At 65.1% G+C, this 17,741-nt stretch carries 13 protein-coding genes; 5 read left to right on the forward strand and 8 right to left on the reverse strand.

The window, feature by feature from the left end:
* Nucleotides 1-57 precede the first annotated feature (57 nt).
* Together CUJ90_RS14800 and CUJ90_RS14805 are read right to left on the reverse strand one after the other, a co-directional pair.
* Nucleotides 58-1,380 (reverse strand): ABC transporter substrate-binding protein, encoded by a 1,323-nt coding sequence (locus tag CUJ90_RS14800; RefSeq protein ID WP_114163137.1) that lies wholly within the window; start codon nt 1,378-1,380, stop codon nt 58-60.
* An 83-nt stretch (nt 1,381-1,463) separates the two neighbouring features.
* Entirely contained in the window at nt 1,464-2,246 is a 783-nt protein-coding gene (locus tag CUJ90_RS14805; RefSeq protein WP_114163138.1) for an L-iditol 2-dehydrogenase, read from the reverse strand.
* A 331-nt stretch (nt 2,247-2,577) separates the two neighbouring features.
* On the opposite strand from CUJ90_RS14805, the gene CUJ90_RS14810 reads away from it, so the two are divergent.
* The 4 genes from CUJ90_RS14810 (at nt 2,578) to CUJ90_RS14825 (ending at nt 5,812) form a co-directional block, all read left to right on the forward strand.
* Nucleotides 2,578-3,054, forward strand: coding sequence for a Fur family transcriptional regulator (locus CUJ90_RS14810; protein WP_073426957.1), 477 nt, complete (start codon nt 2,578-2,580; stop codon nt 3,052-3,054).
* Between the two features lie 100 nt (nt 3,055-3,154).
* Complete coding sequence (locus CUJ90_RS14815; protein WP_114163139.1) at nt 3,155-4,117, forward strand: metal ABC transporter solute-binding protein; 963 nt, start codon at nt 3,155-3,157, stop codon at nt 4,115-4,117.
* Nucleotides 4,114-5,037, forward strand: a complete 924-nt coding sequence (locus CUJ90_RS14820; RefSeq protein WP_114163140.1) for an ABC transporter ATP-binding protein — start codon at nt 4,114-4,116, stop codon at nt 5,035-5,037. The genes CUJ90_RS14815 and CUJ90_RS14820 overlap by 4 nt, the downstream gene beginning before the upstream one ends.
* On the forward strand, nt 5,030-5,812 hold the full coding sequence (locus tag CUJ90_RS14825) for a metal ABC transporter permease (RefSeq protein WP_114163141.1): 783 nt from the start codon (nt 5,030-5,032) through the stop codon (nt 5,810-5,812). Before CUJ90_RS14820 ends, CUJ90_RS14825 begins: the two co-directional genes overlap by 8 nt.
* Before the next feature lie 54 nt (nt 5,813-5,866).
* Here the strand turns inward: CUJ90_RS14825 and fghA are convergent, their stop codons facing one another.
* From fghA to CUJ90_RS14840, 3 genes are all read right to left on the reverse strand, one after another.
* Nucleotides 5,867-6,718: an S-formylglutathione hydrolase gene (fghA, locus tag CUJ90_RS14830; RefSeq protein WP_114163142.1), complete on the reverse strand. Its 852-nt coding sequence runs from the start codon at nt 6,716-6,718 to the stop codon at nt 5,867-5,869.
* Nucleotides 6,719-6,741: 23 nt separating this feature from the next.
* Nucleotides 6,742-7,848 (reverse strand): S-(hydroxymethyl)glutathione dehydrogenase/class III alcohol dehydrogenase, encoded by a 1,107-nt coding sequence (locus CUJ90_RS14835; RefSeq protein ID WP_114163143.1) that lies wholly within the window; start codon nt 7,846-7,848, stop codon nt 6,742-6,744.
* Nucleotides 7,849-8,073: 225 nt separating this feature from the next.
* A complete protein-coding gene (locus CUJ90_RS14840; protein ID WP_114163144.1) occupies nt 8,074-9,519 on the reverse strand; it encodes a xylulokinase in 1,446 nt (481 codons plus the stop codon).
* 428 nt (nt 9,520-9,947) lie between these two features.
* Between CUJ90_RS14840 and CUJ90_RS14850 the strand changes: the two genes are divergently transcribed.
* On the forward strand, nt 9,948-11,357 hold the full coding sequence (locus CUJ90_RS14850; RefSeq protein ID WP_083083249.1) for a nucleobase:cation symporter-2 family protein: 1,410 nt from the start codon (nt 9,948-9,950) through the stop codon (nt 11,355-11,357).
* Between the two features lie 195 nt (nt 11,358-11,552).
* Here CUJ90_RS14850 and CUJ90_RS14855 read toward each other — a convergent pair whose 3' ends face one another.
* The 3 genes from CUJ90_RS14855 to CUJ90_RS14865 are packed head-to-tail and all read right to left on the reverse strand — an operon-like array spanning nt 11,553 to nt 17,556.
* The gene (locus CUJ90_RS14855) at nt 11,553-13,103 is read right to left on the reverse strand and encodes an efflux transporter outer membrane subunit (protein WP_114163146.1); all 1,551 of its coding nucleotides are present in this window, start codon (nt 13,101-13,103) and stop codon (nt 11,553-11,555) included.
* Between the two features lies 1 nt (nt 13,104).
* Nucleotides 13,105-16,305: an efflux RND transporter permease subunit gene (locus tag CUJ90_RS14860; protein ID WP_114163147.1), complete on the reverse strand. Its 3,201-nt coding sequence runs from the start codon at nt 16,303-16,305 to the stop codon at nt 13,105-13,107.
* Nucleotides 16,306-16,323: 18 nt separating this feature from the next.
* On the reverse strand, nt 16,324-17,556 hold the full coding sequence (locus tag CUJ90_RS14865) for an efflux RND transporter periplasmic adaptor subunit (protein ID WP_073429014.1): 1,233 nt from the start codon (nt 17,554-17,556) through the stop codon (nt 16,324-16,326).
* Nucleotides 17,557-17,741 lie beyond the last annotated feature (185 nt).

Below are 17,741 nucleotides of genomic sequence, written 5' to 3' on the forward strand. Positions count from 1 at the left end.
GGCTGACGGGCGTCAGCCGGCGCGTGCCACGGGAAGTCAGTGACTTACCTCAGTGACTTACTTCTGATAACCGGCCTGTTTCACCGCGCGATCCGCGGTGGCCTGGCCGGCGGCGAGCGCCTGATCGACCGTCATCTGACCGGCGATCGCACCCGAGATGCTCTGACCGACCACCGTGCCGAACGACTGGAACTCGGGAATTCCGACGAACTGCACACCCGTGTACGGCACCGGCTTCGCCGTCGGATGTTCCGGGTCGGCCGTTTCGATCGCCTTCAGCACGAAGTCGCCGAACGGCGCGGCCTGCTTGTACTCGGGGCGCGCATACGTGGACTGGCGCGTTCCCGGCGGCACCGAGGCCCAGCCTTCGTCTTTCGCGACCAGTTCGATGTACTGCTTCGAGGTGGCCCACGTGATGAACTTCTTCGCCGCGTCGGTTTGCTTCGACGATTTCGGAATCGCCAGCGCCCACGCCCACAGCCAATGCGAACCCTTCGGCGTGACGGCGACCGGCGCGGCGGCGAAACCGACCTTGTCCGCGATCTGCGATTGCTGCTTGTTGTAGAGCATGCCGGCGGCGACCGTGGCGTCGATCCACATCGCGCATTTACCCGACGACATCAGCGTGAGATTTTCGTTGAAGCCGTTCGAGCTCGCTCCGGGCGGGCCGTTTTTCTTCAGCAGGTCGACGTAGAAGCTGATCGCCTTCTTCCATTCCGGCGAGGTCAGTTGCGCGTTCCATTTTTCGTCGAACCAGCGGCCGCCGAAGGTGTTCACCACCGTCGTGCCGTAGGCCATGTTCTCGCCCCAGCCCGCCTTGCCGCGCAGGCAGATACCGTAGATGCCGTTGGGCTTGTCGGTGAGCTTGTCGGCGAATTGGGAGATCTGCTCGTAGGTCGGCTGATCGGGCATCTTCAGGCCCTTCGCCGCGAACAGGTCCTTGCGGTAATACGTCATCGAGCTTTCCACATAGAACGGCAGCGCGTACAACTGGCCGCCGCTGGAAAGGCCGTCGCGGGCCGTCTTCACGACGTCGTTCAGATCGTAATCCGCGGGCAGGTTCGTGAGCGGCGTGAGCCAGCCGCGCTTGCCCCATTGCGGGGTTTCATACGCGCCGATCGTCACCACGTCGAACTGGCCGCTGCCGGTCGTAATGTCGGTGGTGGCGCGCTGGCGCAGCACGTTTTCCTCGAGAATCACCCAGTTCAGCTTGATGTCGGGGTTGGCTTTCTCGAACGCGGGCGAGAGCTTCTTCAGCTCGATCATGTCGGGATTGTTCAGCGTCGCGATCGTCACCGTGGCCGCCGACGCGCTCAGCGCGAAGCAGGCGATAGCGCCGGCGCTGGCCGCTTTTAGCGCGGATTTGAGGGCTGGTTTCATGTGTTGTCTCCTTTCTCGTACGTTATGTGATGCTGCGTTTATTCGACGAAATTTGTGTGACGGCGGCGATGAAGGGCCGTGCTTCAGCTCATCCAGTTGCCGCCGTCGACGTTCAGCGTTTGCGCGGTGATGTAGTCCGCATCCGCCGAGGCGAGAAACAGCGCGGCGCCGGTCAGATCGTCGGGCACACCCATGCGCCCGAGCGGCACCGCTTCGCCGACGAGGCGCTTCTTCTCGCCGAGCGGTCGGTTTTCGTAACGGGCGAAGAGCGCGTCGACCTCGTTCCACATCGGCGTATCGACGACGCCCGGCGCGATGCCGTTCACATTGACCTTGTGCGGCGCGAGCGCCAGTGCCGCGGATTGCGTGTAGCTCAACACGGCGGCCTTGGTCGCGCAGTAATGCGACACCAGCGCCTCGCCGCGCCGCCCGGCTTGCGACGACATATTGATGATCTTGCCGCCGTGGCCCTGCTCGACCATCTTCTGCGCGACGGCTTGCATCAGGAAGAACATGCCCTTCACGTTGACCGCGAAGAGGCGGTCGAACACGTCCCAGGATTCATCGAGGATCGGGCGCATGTCGAAGAGCGCCGCGTTGTTGAACAGAATGTCGATCTGGCCGAAGCGCTCCAGCGTGCTCGCCACGATGCGATCGATGTCTTCGCGGCGCGTGACGTCGGCCCGGACCGTCAGCACGCGATCGCCGTAGGCGGTGCGCAGCGCGTCGCCGAAACTGCCCGCCGGCTTCACGTCGACCAGCACGCAGCGCGCGCCTTCGTCCAGATATCGCCGGGCCACGGCCTCACCGATGCCGCTTGCCGCGCCCGTCAGAATGGCCACCTTGTCTTGCAATCGTGCCGACACTGCTCGTCTCCGGTTCGTTTCGCTTTTTGAGGCGCGGTGAGCGAACGCTCATTGCGCGAACAATTGCTCTGTTTGTGATCGAATGATCGGATACGGACCGGGTCATGTCAAGGCGCGCAGTGAGATTTCGATGGTGCAGCGCGGCAGGACCGCACGGGACGTGATTCCCGCAGCGATGTCGCTTCGAGCAATGAATGCGGACACCGCGCTCGACGTTCAGATGACTGACAAAAATTCGAGATACGTTATATCATTGCCGACTCGCACCGCTCCGCAACCTTGCCGGTTCGTTGCCGCCGACATGCCACTTCGTCAGGAGGTCCGTACTGATATGGCTACATCGATTGCAGAACATCACGCCGTGCGGCTCGCGCACGCCGACGCGCACGCCGCCTTGCACGGGCTCGCGCTCACGCCGCTGCGTCGTCAGGTGTATGCGGCGATCGTCGCGAGCGAACGGCCGGTCGGCGCCTACGAGTTGCTGGCCGCGCTCGAACCGCAACGCGGCCGCATGCCGCCCACCACCGTCTACCGCGCGCTCGACTTTCTGCTCGCGCACGGCTTCGTCCATCGGATCGAATCGAAGAACGCCTACGTGGCCTGCTGCGAAGTCGGCGTGCCGCATCGCAGCCAGTTCCTGATGTGCGACCGCTGCGGCGCGACCGTCGAGATTCCCGGCGACGATCTCGCGGAACAGTTGTCGCACAGCGCGCCGGCGCACGGCTTCGAGGTGCATCGGCAGGTCGTCGAATTGAGCGGCTTGTGCGCGGTGTGCGCTCGCGCGACGCAGCCGGGTGCGCCGGCTTGAGCGTCGCCCGAACGCGGCACGCGGCCCTGGCATCCAGGCCGCGGCTCGCCGCTCCTGAAACCCTTTGACCCATCCACCTCTCACGCAGCAGGAAACAACGATGAAGAAAATCGGCTCGATGTTATTCGGAGCGCGCCGTGCGCTGAAGCTGTCGAAGTACGTGGCCGCCGCCGCTGCCGTCTGCGCGCTCGGCCACAACGCCTTTGCCGCGGATACGAAAATCCCCGTAGTCGCCGCCGAAAACTTCTACGGCGACGTGGTGCGTCAACTGGGCGGCGAGCGCGTCGACGTGACGAGCATCCTGAGCAATCCGGACCAGGACCCGCATCTGTTCGAAGCCAGCCCGAAGACCGCGCGCGCGCTGGAGCATGCGAGCCTTGTGGTCTACAACGGCGCCGACTACGATCCGTGGATGGCAAAATTGCTGGCCGCGTCGAAGAACACGAAGCGCACGACGATCGTCGCCGCCGAGCTGGTCGGCAAGAAGAGCGGCGATAATCCGCACCTCTGGTACGACCCGGCAACCATGCCGAAGGTGGCGCGCGCGGTGAGCGAAGCGCTCGTCGCGGCTGACCCGGCGCACAAGTCGGCGTACGATGCGAACCTCGCGAAGTTTCTCGATTCGCTGAAGCCGATCGACGCGAAGGTCGCCGACCTGCATGGCCGCTACGCCGGCGTGCCGGTGACGGCAACGGAGCCGGTGTTCGGCTATATGTCGGACGCGATCGGCCTCACGATGCGCAACTTGCGCTTCCAGATGGCGACGATGAACGACACCGAAGCAAGCGCGGCCGATATCGCCGCGTTCGAACGCGATCTGCGCGAAAAGCGCGTGCGTGTTCTGATCTATAACAGCCAGGCAACCGAGGCTCTGACCCAACGCATGTTGAAGCTCGCGCAGCAATCAAAGGTGCCGACGATGAGCGTCACCGAAACCGAAACGACCGGCAACACCTATCAGACGTGGATGCTCAAGCAGCTCGACGCGCTGGGCGCGGCGCTCGCCGCGGGCGATACGGGCAAGGCGGCAGCCGCTTCGAGTGTCAAAGGAACAACGCAATGAATCCGACTGGCCGCGCCACGCCGGCAAATCCATCGACGAGCGCGGCACCGCACGCGCCCGTGCTCGAACTCGAGCACGTCACGCTCGAACTCGGCGGCCGCGTGATTCTGCGCGACACGGGTCTGGTCGTGAACCAGGGCGAATTCATCGGCGTGCTCGGGCCGAACGGCGCGGGCAAGACCACGTTGATGCGCGCCGTGCTCGGCCTTGTGCCGGCGGCCAACGGCGCGATTCGCGTGCTCGGGCAACCGGTCGAGCGCGGCAACGCGTCGATCGGCTACATGCCGCAGACGCGTAGCGCGCTCGCCGGGCGCCGCGTGCGCGGCCGCGATTTCGTCGCGATGGCGGCCGACGGCCACCGCTGGGGCTTGCCGCACGCGGACAGCGCGACCCGCGCGGATGTCGAACGCGTGCTCGATCTGGTCGACGGACGCAAGCTGGCCGAACGGCCGTTGTCGGAACTGTCGGGCGGCGAGCGTCAGCGTCTGCTGCTCGCGCAATGCCTGCTCGGCAACCCCAAGCTGCTGCTGCTCGACGAACCGCTGATCAGCCTCGACCCGCATCATCAGAAGAGCGTGGTCGAACTGGTGCGGCGCGTGCAGCAGGAACTCGGCATCGCCGTGCTGTTTTCGGCGCACGAACTGAATCCGCTCCTGAACGCGCTCGATCGCGTGCTGTACCTCGGCAGTGGCGTGGCCGCGCTCGGCACCGTCGATGAAGTGATCACGAAGCCGGTGCTCTCGCGCCTCTACGGCTCGCCGATCGACGTGATGCGCGTGAACGGCCGCATCTTCGTGATGTCGGGCGACGTCGAAGTGGAAAAGCACGATCACGAGCACGAACACGACGAGAACGGCGGCCATGCGCATACGCATGGGCACCAGCACGACTCACGCAACGGACACATGCACGATGTTTGAATACGATTTCATGGTGAATGCGTTCGCGGCGTCGGGGATCGTCGCGGTGCTGGCGGGCGTGGTCGGCTATTTTCTGGTGCTGCGCGGACAAACCTTCGCGGGTCATGCGCTCTCGCACGTCGGCTTCACCGGCGCGACCGGCGCCGTGCTGATCGGCATTTCGCCGATCTGGGGGATGATCGGCTTCACGCTCGCGGCGGGCGTCGGCATGGGCGCGCTCGGTGAGCGTCTCGCCGGACGCGATGTGGCGATCGGCGTGATTCTCTCGCTGTCGCTCGGTTTCGGCCTGCTGTTTCTGCACTTCTTCACCGCCTACGCGACCCAGGTCACCGCACTGCTGTTCGGCAACGTGCTCGGCGTGAATACGTCGACGCTCGGCGTGCTGGCGGCGTTGGGCGTCGTCAGTTTGCTGGCGCTCGCAGCGATCATGCGGCCGCTGCTGTTCGCTTCGTTGCAGCCGGAACTGGCCGAGGCCAAGGGCGTGTCGTTGCGTCTCGTGTCGGTGCTGTTTCTGGCGATCGCCGCGCTGGCCGTGGCGGCGTGCACGCAGATCGTCGGCGTGCTGCTGGTGTTCACGCTGATGGTCGGTCCGGCCGCCGCGGCGCAAAACGTGACCACGCGGCTTTCGATCGGCCTCGTGCTCGCCGCCGCGCTTGCACTGGTGCAGGCATGGCTGGGATTGACGCTGGCGTTCCATACCGATTGGCCGACCAGTTTCTGGATTACCGTGCTGTCGGCGGCGGTGTATGGCGGGAGTCTGTTGGTGCGGCGCTGAGTTGGCGGGTCGCGGCGGCACACACCTGAATGCCGCCGCGATCGCCTCAGGACTTCAGCCGAGCAGCACCTTCGCGTGATGCGCGATGTGATCCTCGATGAAGGTCGAGATGAAGTAGTAACCGTGGTCGTAGCCCGCATGACGGCGCAGTGTGAGCGGCTGCCCCGCGGCCTTGCAGGCGGCCTCGAACACATCGGGATTCAGTTGCTCGGCGAGGAATTGATCCGCGAGCCCCTGATCGATCAGAATGCCCTGCGCGAACTTGCGCTGCGCATGCGCGACCAGTTCGCTCGAATCGTATTGCTTCCAGGCCGCACGGTCCTCGCCGAGATAACCGCTGAACGCCTTCTCGCCCCACGGGCAACGCGAAGGCGCGGCAATCGGCGCGAACGCCGACACCGAGCGATAAATCTCAGGATTGCGCAGCGCCAGCATCAACGCGCCATGACCGCCCATCGAATGCCCGAAGATGCCGAGGCGCGCGCCGTCCACCGGCAGATTCGCGAGCGCCGTTTCGCGCAGCTCGTCACGCACGTACGAGTACATCCGATAGTGCTGCGCCCACGGCTGCTGCGTCGCGTCGACATAAAAGCCCGCGCCCACGCCGAAGTCCCACGCCGCGCTTTCGCCCGGCACGCCCGCGCCGCGCGGACTGGTGTCCGGCGAGATCAACACGATGCCGTGCTGCGCGGCGAAGCGTTGCGCGCCGGCCTTGATCGGAAAAGTCTCTTCCGTGCAGGTCAGTCCCGCGAGATAGAACAGCGCGGGCACGTTCGCGTTGGCCTGCAGGGCCTGCGGCGGCAAATACACGGAGAAGCGCATCGGCAGACCGATGGTCTGCGAGTCATGCCGGTAGATACGCTGCTCGCCGCCGTGGCAGGCATGCTGCGACAAAAGTTCAAGCATCGCGATGCTCCTTTTTACGCGGGTCAATAAAGCACGACGGAGCGGATCGACTCGCCCTTCTTCATCAGATCGAAACCTTCGTTGATGCGCTCGAGCGGCAGACGGTGCGTAATCAGGTCGTCGATATTGATCTTGCCTTCCATGTACCAGTCGACGATCTTCGGCACGTCGGTACGGCCGCGCGCGCCGCCGAACGCCGAGCCCTTCCACTCGCGGCCCGTCACCAGTTGGAACGGACGCGTGCTGATCTCCTCGCCCGCCGCCGCCACGCCGATGATGAACGACTGCCCCCAGCCCTTGTGCGTGCACTCCAGCGCCTGGCGCATCACCTTCGTGTTGCCGATGCATTCGAACGAGTAATCGGCGCCGCCATCGGTGAGTTGCACGATGTGATCGACCACGTTCTCGACGTCGTTCGGGTTGATGAAGTGCGTCATGCCGAATTTCTTCGCCAACTCGACACGGCCGGGGTTCAGATCGACGCCGATGATCTTGTCCGCGCCGACCATCTTCGCGCCTTGAATCACGTTCAGGCCGATGCCGCCGAGACCGAACACCACCACGTTCGCGCCCGCCTCGACCTTCGCCGAATACACAACCGCGCCGACGCCGGTGGTCACGCCGCAGCCGATGTAGCAGATCTTGTCGAACGGCGCGTCTTCACGCACCTTCGCGACCGCGATTTCCGGCACGACAATGTAGTTCGAAAACGTGGACGTGCCCATGTAGTGGAACAAGGGCTTGCCGTCCAGCGAGAAACGCGAGGTGGCATCGGGCATCAACCCCTTGCCTTGCGTCGAGCGGATCGCCTGGCACAGGTTGGTCTTGCGCGACAGACAGAACTTGCATTGGCGGCATTCCGGCGTGTAGAGCGGAATCACGTGATCGCCCTTCTTCAGCGTGCCGACGCCGGGACCGACATCGACGATCACGCCCGCGCCTTCATGGCCGAGAATCGCCGGGAAAATGCCTTCGGGATCGGCGCCGGAGAGCGTGTAGTAGTCGGTGTGGCAGATGCCCGTCGCCTTCACTTCGATCAGCACTTCACCGGCGCGCGGCCCTTCGAGATCGACTTCCTCGATGGTCAACGGGGCGCCGGCTTTCCATGCGATTGCTGCTTTGGTCTTCATCGTGAATGCTCCTGTGAGTCTGTGAATGCGAGTCGCGTCGCGGCGGGGAAATCTCGCGACGCGCTGTTGTCCGGTTCGGAAGCTGCGGCCGTGCGTGTGTCGCTTCACGAACTCGCGCTGGCGCAGTCGCCCTGCACGGCTTGCCGAGCCATAGCTTAACGTGCGGGAAGCGTCATGGTATTGCAAAGTGCGCCGCAGCATTGTCGGTAGCTGACATCGCCGCGGTTACCGGCGCGCGGTGTCGTCGAACCAAGTCTCCACGCGGCCGTACAGATCGAGAAAGCGCGCGTAGCGTTCGGCGAGCGCCGCATCGCCTTGCGGACCCGCGACACGCGTCGCGCCCGGCGCGAGCGCGGCGAGATCGCCGGCATGCCAATGCCCGCTCGCGAGGCCGCCGAGAATCGCCGCGCCGCGCGGCGCCGCGTTCGGGCAATCGACCGCGTGCAGCTCGACGTTCAACGCATCGGCGAGCAATTGCCGCCAGCGCGCGTCGACGGAACCGCCGCCCGCGAGCTTCAACGTCGTCACGCTGGCGCCGCTCGCGCGGATCGCGTCGAGACCGGCGCGCAGCGAGAAAGCGACGCCTTCGAAAGCGGCGCGCATCATCGTGCCGCGCGTGTGGTCGAGCGCGAGGCCGAGCCAGCCGCCGCGCGCCGCGGGGTTGAGCCAAGGCGTGCGCTCGCCTGTGAGGTAGGGGAGAAAGCTTAAGCCCGTAGGCGCATTGACGGCTGCACCGGTTGCATCGCCAAACGCATCGCTATAAGCGTCCGCCCATTCGTACGACAACCATCCGCGCACGCGCTCGAGCGCGATACCGACGTTTTGCATCGCCGCCATCCGATACCAGTGATCGCTCGCCGCCCGATAGCGATGCAGTCCCTTCACCGCCACAGGCTCCCGCTCGGCGAGCACGACGATTTGTCCGCCGGTGCCGGTGGTGAGCAACGCGTCGCCATCGCGCGCGAGTCCGCTGCCTAACGCTGCGCAGGGTGTATCCGCCGCGCCGGTCGCGAGCATGATGCCGGCGCGCAGCCCCAGCGCCTGCGCCGCCTTCGCCGACAACGCGCCGCCCGCGGCATAAGACGGCGCCAACGGCGCGAACCACTCACGCGGAATACCGAGCCGCTGAAGCAGTGCGTCGTTCCATGCGCCGGCCGGGTCGGCGAGCGCGGTCGCGCAAGCGTCCGAGGGATCGGTGAGCACCGCGCCGCCGAGCGCCACGCGCAACCAGTCTTTCGGTTGCAACGCCCAGCGCGTCTCGCGCGCGGCTTGCGGTTCGTGCCGCACGATCCAGCCCAACAAGGGACCCGCCATGCCGGGCGCCACCGGATTCGGCTGCGGCTCGCGCCACTGATCGAGCAAGGCCAAGGCGCGCGTGTCGGGCCACAACATCGCGGGGCGCACCGCTTCGCCCTCGGCGTCGATCAGCACGACGCCGTGCATCTGCCCGGAGAAGCCGATGGCCTGCACGTCGAGCCGCGCGTCGGCAGGCAAGCGCGCCATCGCTTCGCACAGCGCGCGCCACCAGGTTTGCACGGGAGTTTCCGCCCAACCCGCATGGGGTGTTTCGAGTGCGTAAGCGACGCTCGCCACCGCCTGCTCGCGGCCGTTTTCGTCGACGATCGCTGCCTTGAGGGAACCGGTGCCGAGATCGATGCCGAGAAAGCTCATGGGAGATAGAACGTCAAGTTGGAATGGAGAACAGCGTGCAAAAGCTGCCGGGGAAGGCGTCGTTTTTCTCAGAACCGTGCGGTTCCGCGAGCGCGCCAGGAAGCAAACCGACGATCGACGAATCGCGGGTTAACCCCGCCGCGCCACGCGCCATACGAAAACCGCACTATGCGGTCAGCCGGATACAGCGCATCGATTCTCACATATATCCGCTCGACTCGGGCGCACCTGGCAGGCCGCTTCGCAGCGCCTGCGCGAAGGGGCACCGGACGCGCCTCGACGCGCCGCGCGCCGCGAATCCGGCTTTGAAAAGCGCCTCGCGCATATCGTGAGCGGGAATGCCGGAATAGGCCCCAGCGGTCTTGTTGTGCTTTTTCGTCGCCGATACCTTGGAGCCATCCCAAAACGAGACGGTGGAGACAGACGATATGCAAGCCAACACGGTTCATCCGTGCGACGAGCGGCTGCCCGCGGGCCAGTTGCTCACCCTCGGCATTCAGCACGTTCTGGTGATGTACGCCGGCGCGGTCGCGGTGCCGCTCATCGTCGGCGCGGCGCTCAAGCTGCCGAAGGACCAGATCGCGTTCCTGATCAGCGCCGATCTGTTTTCCTGCGGCATCGCCACGCTGATACAGACGCTCGGCCTATGGATCTTCGGCATCCGCCTGCCCGTCATCATGGGCTGCACGTTCGCGGCCGTCGGTCCGATGGTCGCGATCGGCACCAACCCGTCGCTCGGCATACTCGACATCTTCGGCTCGACGATCGCGGCCGGCGTGGTCGGCATTCTGCTCGCGCCGGCGGTCGGCAAGCTGCTGCGCTTCTTCCCGCCGGTGGTGATCGGCGTGGTGATCTCGGTGATCGGGCTGTCGCTGATGGAAGTCGGCATCAACTGGGCGGCCGGCGGCGTGGGCAATCCCGAGTACGGCAATCCGGTTTATCTCGGCCTTTCGCTCGTCGTGCTGATGCTGATTCTGCTCATCAACAAGTTTGGCAAAGGCTTCGTCGCCAATATCTCGGTGCTGCTCGGCATCGTCGCGGGCTTCGTGATCGCGCTCGCGCTCGGCCGCGTCGACATGGACGGCGTCACGCACGCGCCGTGGGTCGGCTTCGTGATGCCGTTCCACTTCGGCCTGCCGCACTTCGATCCGCTTTCGATCGCGACGATGGTCACCGTGATGTTCGTCACCTTCATCGAATCGACCGGCATGTTCCTCGCGGTCGGCGACATGGTCGATCGTCCGGTCGATCAGAAGACGCTCGTGCGCGGCTTGCGCGTGGACGGCCTCGGCACGCTGATCGGCGGTATCTTCAACTCGTTTCCGCACACCTCGTTCTCGCAGAACGTCGGCCTGATCGGCGTGACCGGCGTGAAGAGCCGCTTTGTCTGCGCGATGGGCGGCGTGATCCTGGTGCTGCTGGGCCTCTTTCCGAAGATGGCGCAAGTGGTCGCGTCCGTGCCGGCCTTCGTGCTCGGCGGCGCGGGCATCGTGATGTTCGGCATGGTGGCGGCGAACGGCATCAAGGTGCTGTCGAAGGTCGACTTCGTGAAAAACCACCACAACCTCTTCATCGTCGCGGTGAGTATCGGGCTGGGCCTGGTGCCGGTGGTCTCGCCGCACTTCTTCTCGAAGCTGCCGGCCGCGCTGTCGCCGCTTCTGCATAGCGGGATTTTGCTGGCGTCGGTGTCGGCGGTCGTGCTGAACCTGATCTTCAACGGCGTGAAGAGCGAGAAGAACGCGCAGTGCGAAATTCGCCAGGCGGGCCATGATCTGGACGGACGCGGCGACAATGAAGCGCCGGGCGACGAGATGCTGCGAGCCGCGGATCTGCACTGAGCGTGGAGAGCGGCACTGCGCCGCGCTGTGCGACCGATGGGCATCGCCCGTCGCTCACACGCTGCGGACAGACGAAAACGCCACGGCATGCCGTGGCGTTTTCGCGTGTTTTCGCGCGTTTTTGATTACCGGCTGAACAGGACGGCTTCCCTTGAAACAGAAAGCCGCCCCGCAAGCCTGTTGTTGCTACAAGACCTAACCCGCCGTGGCCGCCGACACCGCCACCGGTGCGCTCGCCGCACCGTAGTCGACCGGTGCGTCAGCCGGACGCGGCTGCTCGCCGTTCCGCTCGATCCAGCCACCGCCGAGCGCCTGGTAAAGCGTGACCAGGTTTTGCAGACGTTCCATTCGCGCGGTAACCAGCAACTGCTGCGCCGAATACAGACTGGTCTGCGCGGTCAGCACCGACAGATAGCTGTCGACACCATTCGTATACCGCAGATTCGACAAATCCAGCCGGCGCTGTTCGGCGAACGTATTGCGCTCCAACGCCTGAATCTGCTGATCGTAGGTGCCGCGTGCCGCCAGCCCGTCCGCCACTTCACGGAAGGCCGTCTGGATCGCCTTTTCATACGTCGCGATCTGGATGTTCTTCTGCACGTGGGCGAGATCGAGGTTGGCCTTGTTCTCGCCGCCCTCGAAGATCGGCACGGTAATCGACGGCGCGAAGCTCCATGCCGCCGAACCGGGCTTGAACAGACCGCCCAGCGTCGGGCTCAGCGTACCGAAACTGCCGGTGAGCGAGACCTTCGGGAAGAACGCCGCGCGCGCCGCGCCGATGTTCGCGTTGGCTGCGAGCAGATTCTGCTCGGCCTCCATGATGTCCGGACGACGGGTCAGCAGATCGGACGGCAGACCCGCCGGAATATCCGTGAGGAGATTCTGGTTGTCGAGCGGCATGCCCGGCGGAAGGTCGGCCGGCAGCGGCTCGCCGAGCAGCAACGTGAGCGAGTTCTCCGCCTGCGCCCGCAGACGCGCCTGCGACTGCAGGTTGGCCAGAGCCTGCTCGACCACGGTCTGCGATTGCCGCAAATCGAGTTCCGAACCGGTGCCGTTATCGAATTGCAGCTTGGTGATCCGATACGACTCCTGCGCGGATTTGAGCGTGTCCTGCGTGACCTTGAGCAGATCGTCGAGTTCGAGCACCGTGAGGTACTGATTCGCGACCTGCGACACCAGCGAAATTTCCGCCGCCTTGCGCGCTTGCGCGGTGGACAGATACTGCGCCAACGCCTGGTCTTTCAGGCTCTGAATCCGGCCGAAGAAGTCGATCTCCCACGACGCGTTCAGACCCACCGAATACGTGTTCGAGATCGTCTGGCCGCCCACCGACAGATTCCTCGGCGTGCGCTGCTTGCTTTGCGACGCCGCCGCGTCCAACGTCGGGAACAGCGCCGCGCGCGTGATCCGGTACTGCGCCTGCGATGCCTGGATATTCAGCACCGACACGCGCAGATCGCGGTTGTTCTTCAGCGCGATGTCGATCAGCCGCTGCAGGCGCGGATCGACGAAGAAGTCGCGCCAGCCGATGTCGGCGGCAGCCTGGCCGTTCGCGCTGCGCGCCGCGCCGGACGCGCCGGGCTGGCCGGACTGGGCCGGCTGGGTCGCGCCCGGCTGCGTGTCGTACACGCCGCCGGTCGGGAAGGCGCCCGACACGGGCGCGGCCGGACGCTCGTACTTCGGCGCCATCGTGCAACCCGCGGCGAGGAACGCGACCGCTACTGCAATCAAAGAGTGTTTTTGCATCTCAATGTCCGTCCTTGCCCGAGCCTTGATCCGTCGACCCGCCGCCTTGCGGATGGTGCTGGTTGTAGTGTGCGAGCGCCTCATCCGGGTCTTCCTTCTCGCCGCCGAACTTCGCGCGGATCACGACGAAGAACATCGGGATCATGAAAATCGCGAGGAAGGTGGCCGTCAACATGCCGCCGATCACGCCGGTGCCGATGGCGTGCTGGCTCGCCGAACCCGCGCCGTTGCTGATCGCGAGCGGCATCACGCCGAGAATGAAGGCGAGCGAGGTCATCAGGATCGGACGCAGCCGCAGACGCGCTGCTTCCAGCGCGGCTTCGATCGGCCCCATGCCTTGCCCCTGCTGCAGCTCGCGGGCGAACTCCACGATCAGAATCGCGTTCTTCGCCGACAAGCCCACCGTGGTCAACAAGCCCACCTGGAAGAACACGTCGTTCTCCAGCCCGCGCAGCGTGGCGGCCAGCAATGCGCCGATCACGCCGAGCGGCACCACCATGATCACCGAGAACGGGATCGACCAGCTTTCATACAGCGCCGCGAGACACAGGAACACCACGAGGATCGAGATGCCGTACAGGATCGGCGCCTGCGAACCGGACTGGCGCTCCTGCAACGACAGGCCCGTCCATTCGTAGCCGATACCCGCGGGCAGCTTCGCCACGAGCGCTTCCATCGCCGTCATCGCCTGACCGGTCGACTTGCCCGGTGCCGCCGCGCCCTGGATTTCCACTGCGGAAATACCGTTGTAGCGTTCGAGCTTCGGCGAACCGTAGCCCCACGAACCGCTCGCGAACGACGAGAACGGCACCATGCCACCCGCGGTATTGCGCACGTACCAGGCGTTCAGGTCTTCCGGCTTCATGCGGAACGGTGCGTCGCCCTGCAGATACACCTTCTTGATCCGGCCGTCGATATCGAGGAAGTTGTTCACGTACTGCGAGGCCCACGCGATCGAGAACGTCTGGTCGATCGCGGACAGCGACACGCCGAGCGCGGCAGCCTTCTCGTGGTCGATGCTCACCTTGAACTGCGGCGTATCGTTCAGGCCGTTCGGGCGCACCTGAGCCAGCGTCGGATCTTTCGCCGCCATGCCGAGCAGCATGTTGCGTGCTTCCATCAGCTTCTCGTGACCGACGCCCGCGCGATCCTGCAATTCGAAGTCGAAGCCCGCGGCGGTGCCGAGTTCGGGAATCGACGGCGGATTCACCGGATACACCAGCGCGTTCTTGTAGCCGCCGAAGTGCATGAACAGACGTCCCACCAGCGCCTGGACCTTTTCGTCCGCATGCTGGCGCTGCGAATAGTCCTTCATCCGCACGAACACGAGACCCGCGTTCTGGCCACGGCCGGCGAAGCTGAAGCCGTTCACCGTGAAGGTCGATTCGACGATGGCCTTCTCGCTGTCGAGCAGGTAGTCGGACACGCCCTTCAGCGCGCGCGCCGTGGTTTCCTGGGTCGAGCCCGACGGCGTTTGCACGAGCACGAACATCGTGCCCTGGTCTTCGTCGGGCAGGAACGACTTCGGCAACTTCACGAACAGCAGGCCCACCGCGAAGATCACCACCATATAGATGATGAGCCAGCGGCCCGAGCGCTTGATCACGTGGTGCACGCCCGAGTGATACTTGTCGCGGCTCTTGTCGAAGGTGCGGTTGAACCAGCCGAAGAAGCCCTTCTTCTCCTCGTGATGCCCTTGCGGAATCGGCTTGAGGATCGTCGCGCACAAGGCCGGCGTGAGAATCAACGCGACCAGTACGGAGAGCACCATCGCCGCCACGATCGTCAGCGAGAACTGCCGGTAAATCGCGCCGACCGAGCCGCCCGAGAACGCCACCGGCACGAACACCGCCGACAGCACGAGCGCCACGCCGACCAGCGCGCCGGTAATCTGGTCCATCGCCTTGCGAGTGGCCTCGCGAGGCGACAAGCCCTCCTCGGCCATGACCCGCTCGACGTTTTCCACCACCACGATCGCGTCGTCCACCAGCAAGCCGATCGCCAGCACGAGCCCGAACATGGACAGCGTGTTGATCGAGAAGCCCACCAGACCCATGACCGCGAAGGTGCCGAGCAGCACCACCGGCACGGCGATCGTCGGGATCAGCGTGGCCCGCAGGTTCTGCAGGAACAGGTACATGACCAGGAACACCAGCACGATACCTTCGAGCAGCGTCTTGACCACTTCCTCGATCGACAGGCGCACGAACGGCGTGGTGTCGTACGGGTACTTCACGACGAGGCCGTGCGGGAAGTACTTCGACAGTTCGTCGACCTTCGCGCGCACCGCCTTGGCAGTGGCCAGCGCGTTCGCGCCGGTGGCGAGCTGAATACCGAAGCCCGCCGTCGGCTGGCCGTTGTACTTGGTGTCGAAGTTGTAGTTCTCGCCGCCGAGTTCGATGCGCGCCACGTCCTTGATACGGACTTGCGAGCCGTCAGGATTGACCTTCAGCAGCACGTTGCCGAACTGTTCGGGCGTATTGAGCAGCGTGGCTTCCGTGATGGTGGCCTGCAGCACCTGGCCCGGCACCGACGGCGTGCCGCCGAGCGAGCCGCCCGCGACCTGCACGTTCTGCGCTTGCAAGGCCGATTGCACGTCCACCGGCGTCAAGCCGAAGTTGGTCAGCTTGTTCGCGTCGAGCCAGATCCGTATTGCGTACTGCGAGCCGAACAGCGTCACCGTGCCCACGCCGTCGATACGGCTGATCGGATCCTGAATGTTCGACGCGACGTAGTTCGCCAGGTCGTACCTGTTCATGCTGCCGTCTTCGGACACGAACGCGAGCACCAGCAGGAAGCTGCTGCTCGATTTGGTGACCTTGGTGCCCAACTGCTGCACGGCCTGCGGCAACAGCGGCGTGGCGAGCTGCAGCTTGTTCTGCACCTGCACCTGCGCGATGTCGGGATTGGTGCCGGCCGCGAACGTCAGCGTGATGGTGGCGGTACCCGAGTCGTCCGACGTGGACGACAGATACAGCAAGTGGTCGAGACCACTCATCTGCTGCTCGATCACCTGCGTGACGGTGTTTTCCACCGTTTTCGCCGATGCGCCCGGGTACGATGCGCTGATCTGCACGGCCGGCGGCGCGATGGTCGGGTATTGCGCGATCGGCAGTGTGAACACCGACGCGATACCCGCGAGCATCAGAATGATGGCGATCACCCATGCAAAAATCGGGCGATCGATAAAGAACTTTGCCATGAGGCGGGCTCCCTGTTATTACGCGCCCGATGCAGCAGAGGCAGGTTGAGCCGTCTGGGCAGCACCGCTGGCGGCCGGCGCGCTCTGAGCTGCGGCGCCGGAAGCCGGGGTGGCGGGAAGTTGCGCGGCGATGGCCTTGACCGGCGCGCCGGGGCGCACCTTCTCGGTACCCTGGACGATCACGCGGTCACCCGGATTCAGGCCGCTTTCGACCACCCAGTTCGAACCGTACGTACCGGTGGTGACGAGCTGACGCAGGCTGACCTTGTTGTCCTGGCCGACCACCAGCGCGGTGGGCTGGCCCTTCTGGTCATGCGTCACGCCGATCTGCGGCACGAGAAGCGCGTTTTCGTTGACGCCTTCCTCGATCTTCGCGCGCACGAACATGCCCGGCAGCAGCACCTTGTCCGCGTTCTTGAAGATCGCGCGCACGGTGACCGAACCGGTGCCCTGATCGACCGTCACGTCGGTGAACTGCAGCTTGCCCTTTTCCGAATAGGTGCGGCCGTCTTCGAGAATGAGCGAGACCTTGGCGGCCTCCGGGCCGCTCGTCTTCAGGCGCCCTTCCTGCATTTCGCGGCGCAGCTTCAGTCCGTCGAGGCTCGACTGCGTCAGGTCCACGTAGACCGGATCGAGTTGCTGGACGGTTGCCATCAGCGTGGCGGCGCTCGCCTGCACATAGGCGCCCGGCGTGACTTGCGACACGCCGATCTGGCCGGTCACGGGCGAGGTCACGTCGGTATAGCCGAGGTTGATCTGCGCCGTGTCGACCGCCGCCTTGCCCGCGGCGACGTCCGCCGCGGCCTGGCCTTGCGCGGCCACCGCGTTGTCGTAGTCCTGCTTGCTGACCGCATTGGCGGCGACCAGCACCTTGTAGCGGTTGGCCTGCGCGGTGGTGGACGCGAGGTTGGCTTGCGCCTTCGCAAGCGCCGCCTTCGCGTTGTTCAAGGTCGCGATGTACGGCGCCGGATCGATCTTGTACAGACGCTGACCCGCCTTGACCTGGCTGCCTTCCGTGAACTCGCGGCGCAGCACGATGCCGTCGACCCGCGCGCGCACTTGCGCGACGAGGAAGGCACTGGTGCGGCCGGGCAGTTCGGTGACGACGGGCACGGCCGTCGGCTGGACGGTGACGACCCCGACTTCGGGCGTTTGTGGCGGCGGGGCAGATTGTTTTGGTCCGCACGCTGCCAGCAATACGGCAGCCGTCGCGGCACTGATTAGGCGGAATGGAATCCGTTCGACGCGCATGGAGCGACCTCTGTCAAGGACTGAGAATGAAAAAGTGCGCGCATCCCTACCCCGGGGACGGCAGCGCACACAGGCGTCTCGCGACGCTAGACCGGAAGCCCGGGGATGCAAGCCGAACCTGCGGGACACCTTGGGCGAAATGCGCCATACCTGGGAATTGCCGCACGAAGCCGCCCGGAGAAGCG

The sequence above is a fragment of the Paraburkholderia terricola genome, assembly GCF_003330825.1.
GTDB lineage: Bacteria > Pseudomonadota > Gammaproteobacteria > Burkholderiales > Burkholderiaceae > Paraburkholderia > Paraburkholderia terricola.

Coding starts and splice junctions, on each gene's coding strand:
- CUJ90_RS14865 (WP_073429014.1), bottom strand. CDS start 17,556: ATGCGCGTCGAACGGATTCCATTCCGCCTAATCAGTGCCGCGACGGCT.
- CUJ90_RS14835 (WP_114163143.1), bottom strand. CDS start 7,848: ATGAAGACCAAAGCAGCAATCGCATGGAAAGCCGGCGCCCCGTTGACC.
- CUJ90_RS14840 (WP_114163144.1), bottom strand. CDS start 9,519: ATGAGCTTTCTCGGCATCGATCTCGGCACCGGTTCCCTCAAGGCAGCG.
- CUJ90_RS14855 (WP_114163146.1), bottom strand. CDS start 13,103: ATGCAAAAACACTCTTTGATTGCAGTAGCGGTCGCGTTCCTCGCCGCG.
- CUJ90_RS14820 (WP_114163140.1), top strand. CDS start 4,114: ATGAATCCGACTGGCCGCGCCACGCCGGCAAATCCATCGACGAGCGCG.
- fghA (WP_114163142.1), bottom strand. CDS start 6,718: ATGCTTGAACTTTTGTCGCAGCATGCCTGCCACGGCGGCGAGCAGCGT.
- CUJ90_RS14850 (WP_083083249.1), top strand. CDS start 9,948: ATGCAAGCCAACACGGTTCATCCGTGCGACGAGCGGCTGCCCGCGGGC.
- CUJ90_RS14860 (WP_114163147.1), bottom strand. CDS start 16,305: ATGGCAAAGTTCTTTATCGATCGCCCGATTTTTGCATGGGTGATCGCC.
- CUJ90_RS14815 (WP_114163139.1), top strand. CDS start 3,155: ATGAAGAAAATCGGCTCGATGTTATTCGGAGCGCGCCGTGCGCTGAAG.
- CUJ90_RS14810 (WP_073426957.1), top strand. CDS start 2,578: ATGGCTACATCGATTGCAGAACATCACGCCGTGCGGCTCGCGCACGCC.
- CUJ90_RS14800 (WP_114163137.1), bottom strand. CDS start 1,380: ATGAAACCAGCCCTCAAATCCGCGCTAAAAGCGGCCAGCGCCGGCGCT.
- CUJ90_RS14825 (WP_114163141.1), top strand. CDS start 5,030: ATGTTTGAATACGATTTCATGGTGAATGCGTTCGCGGCGTCGGGGATC.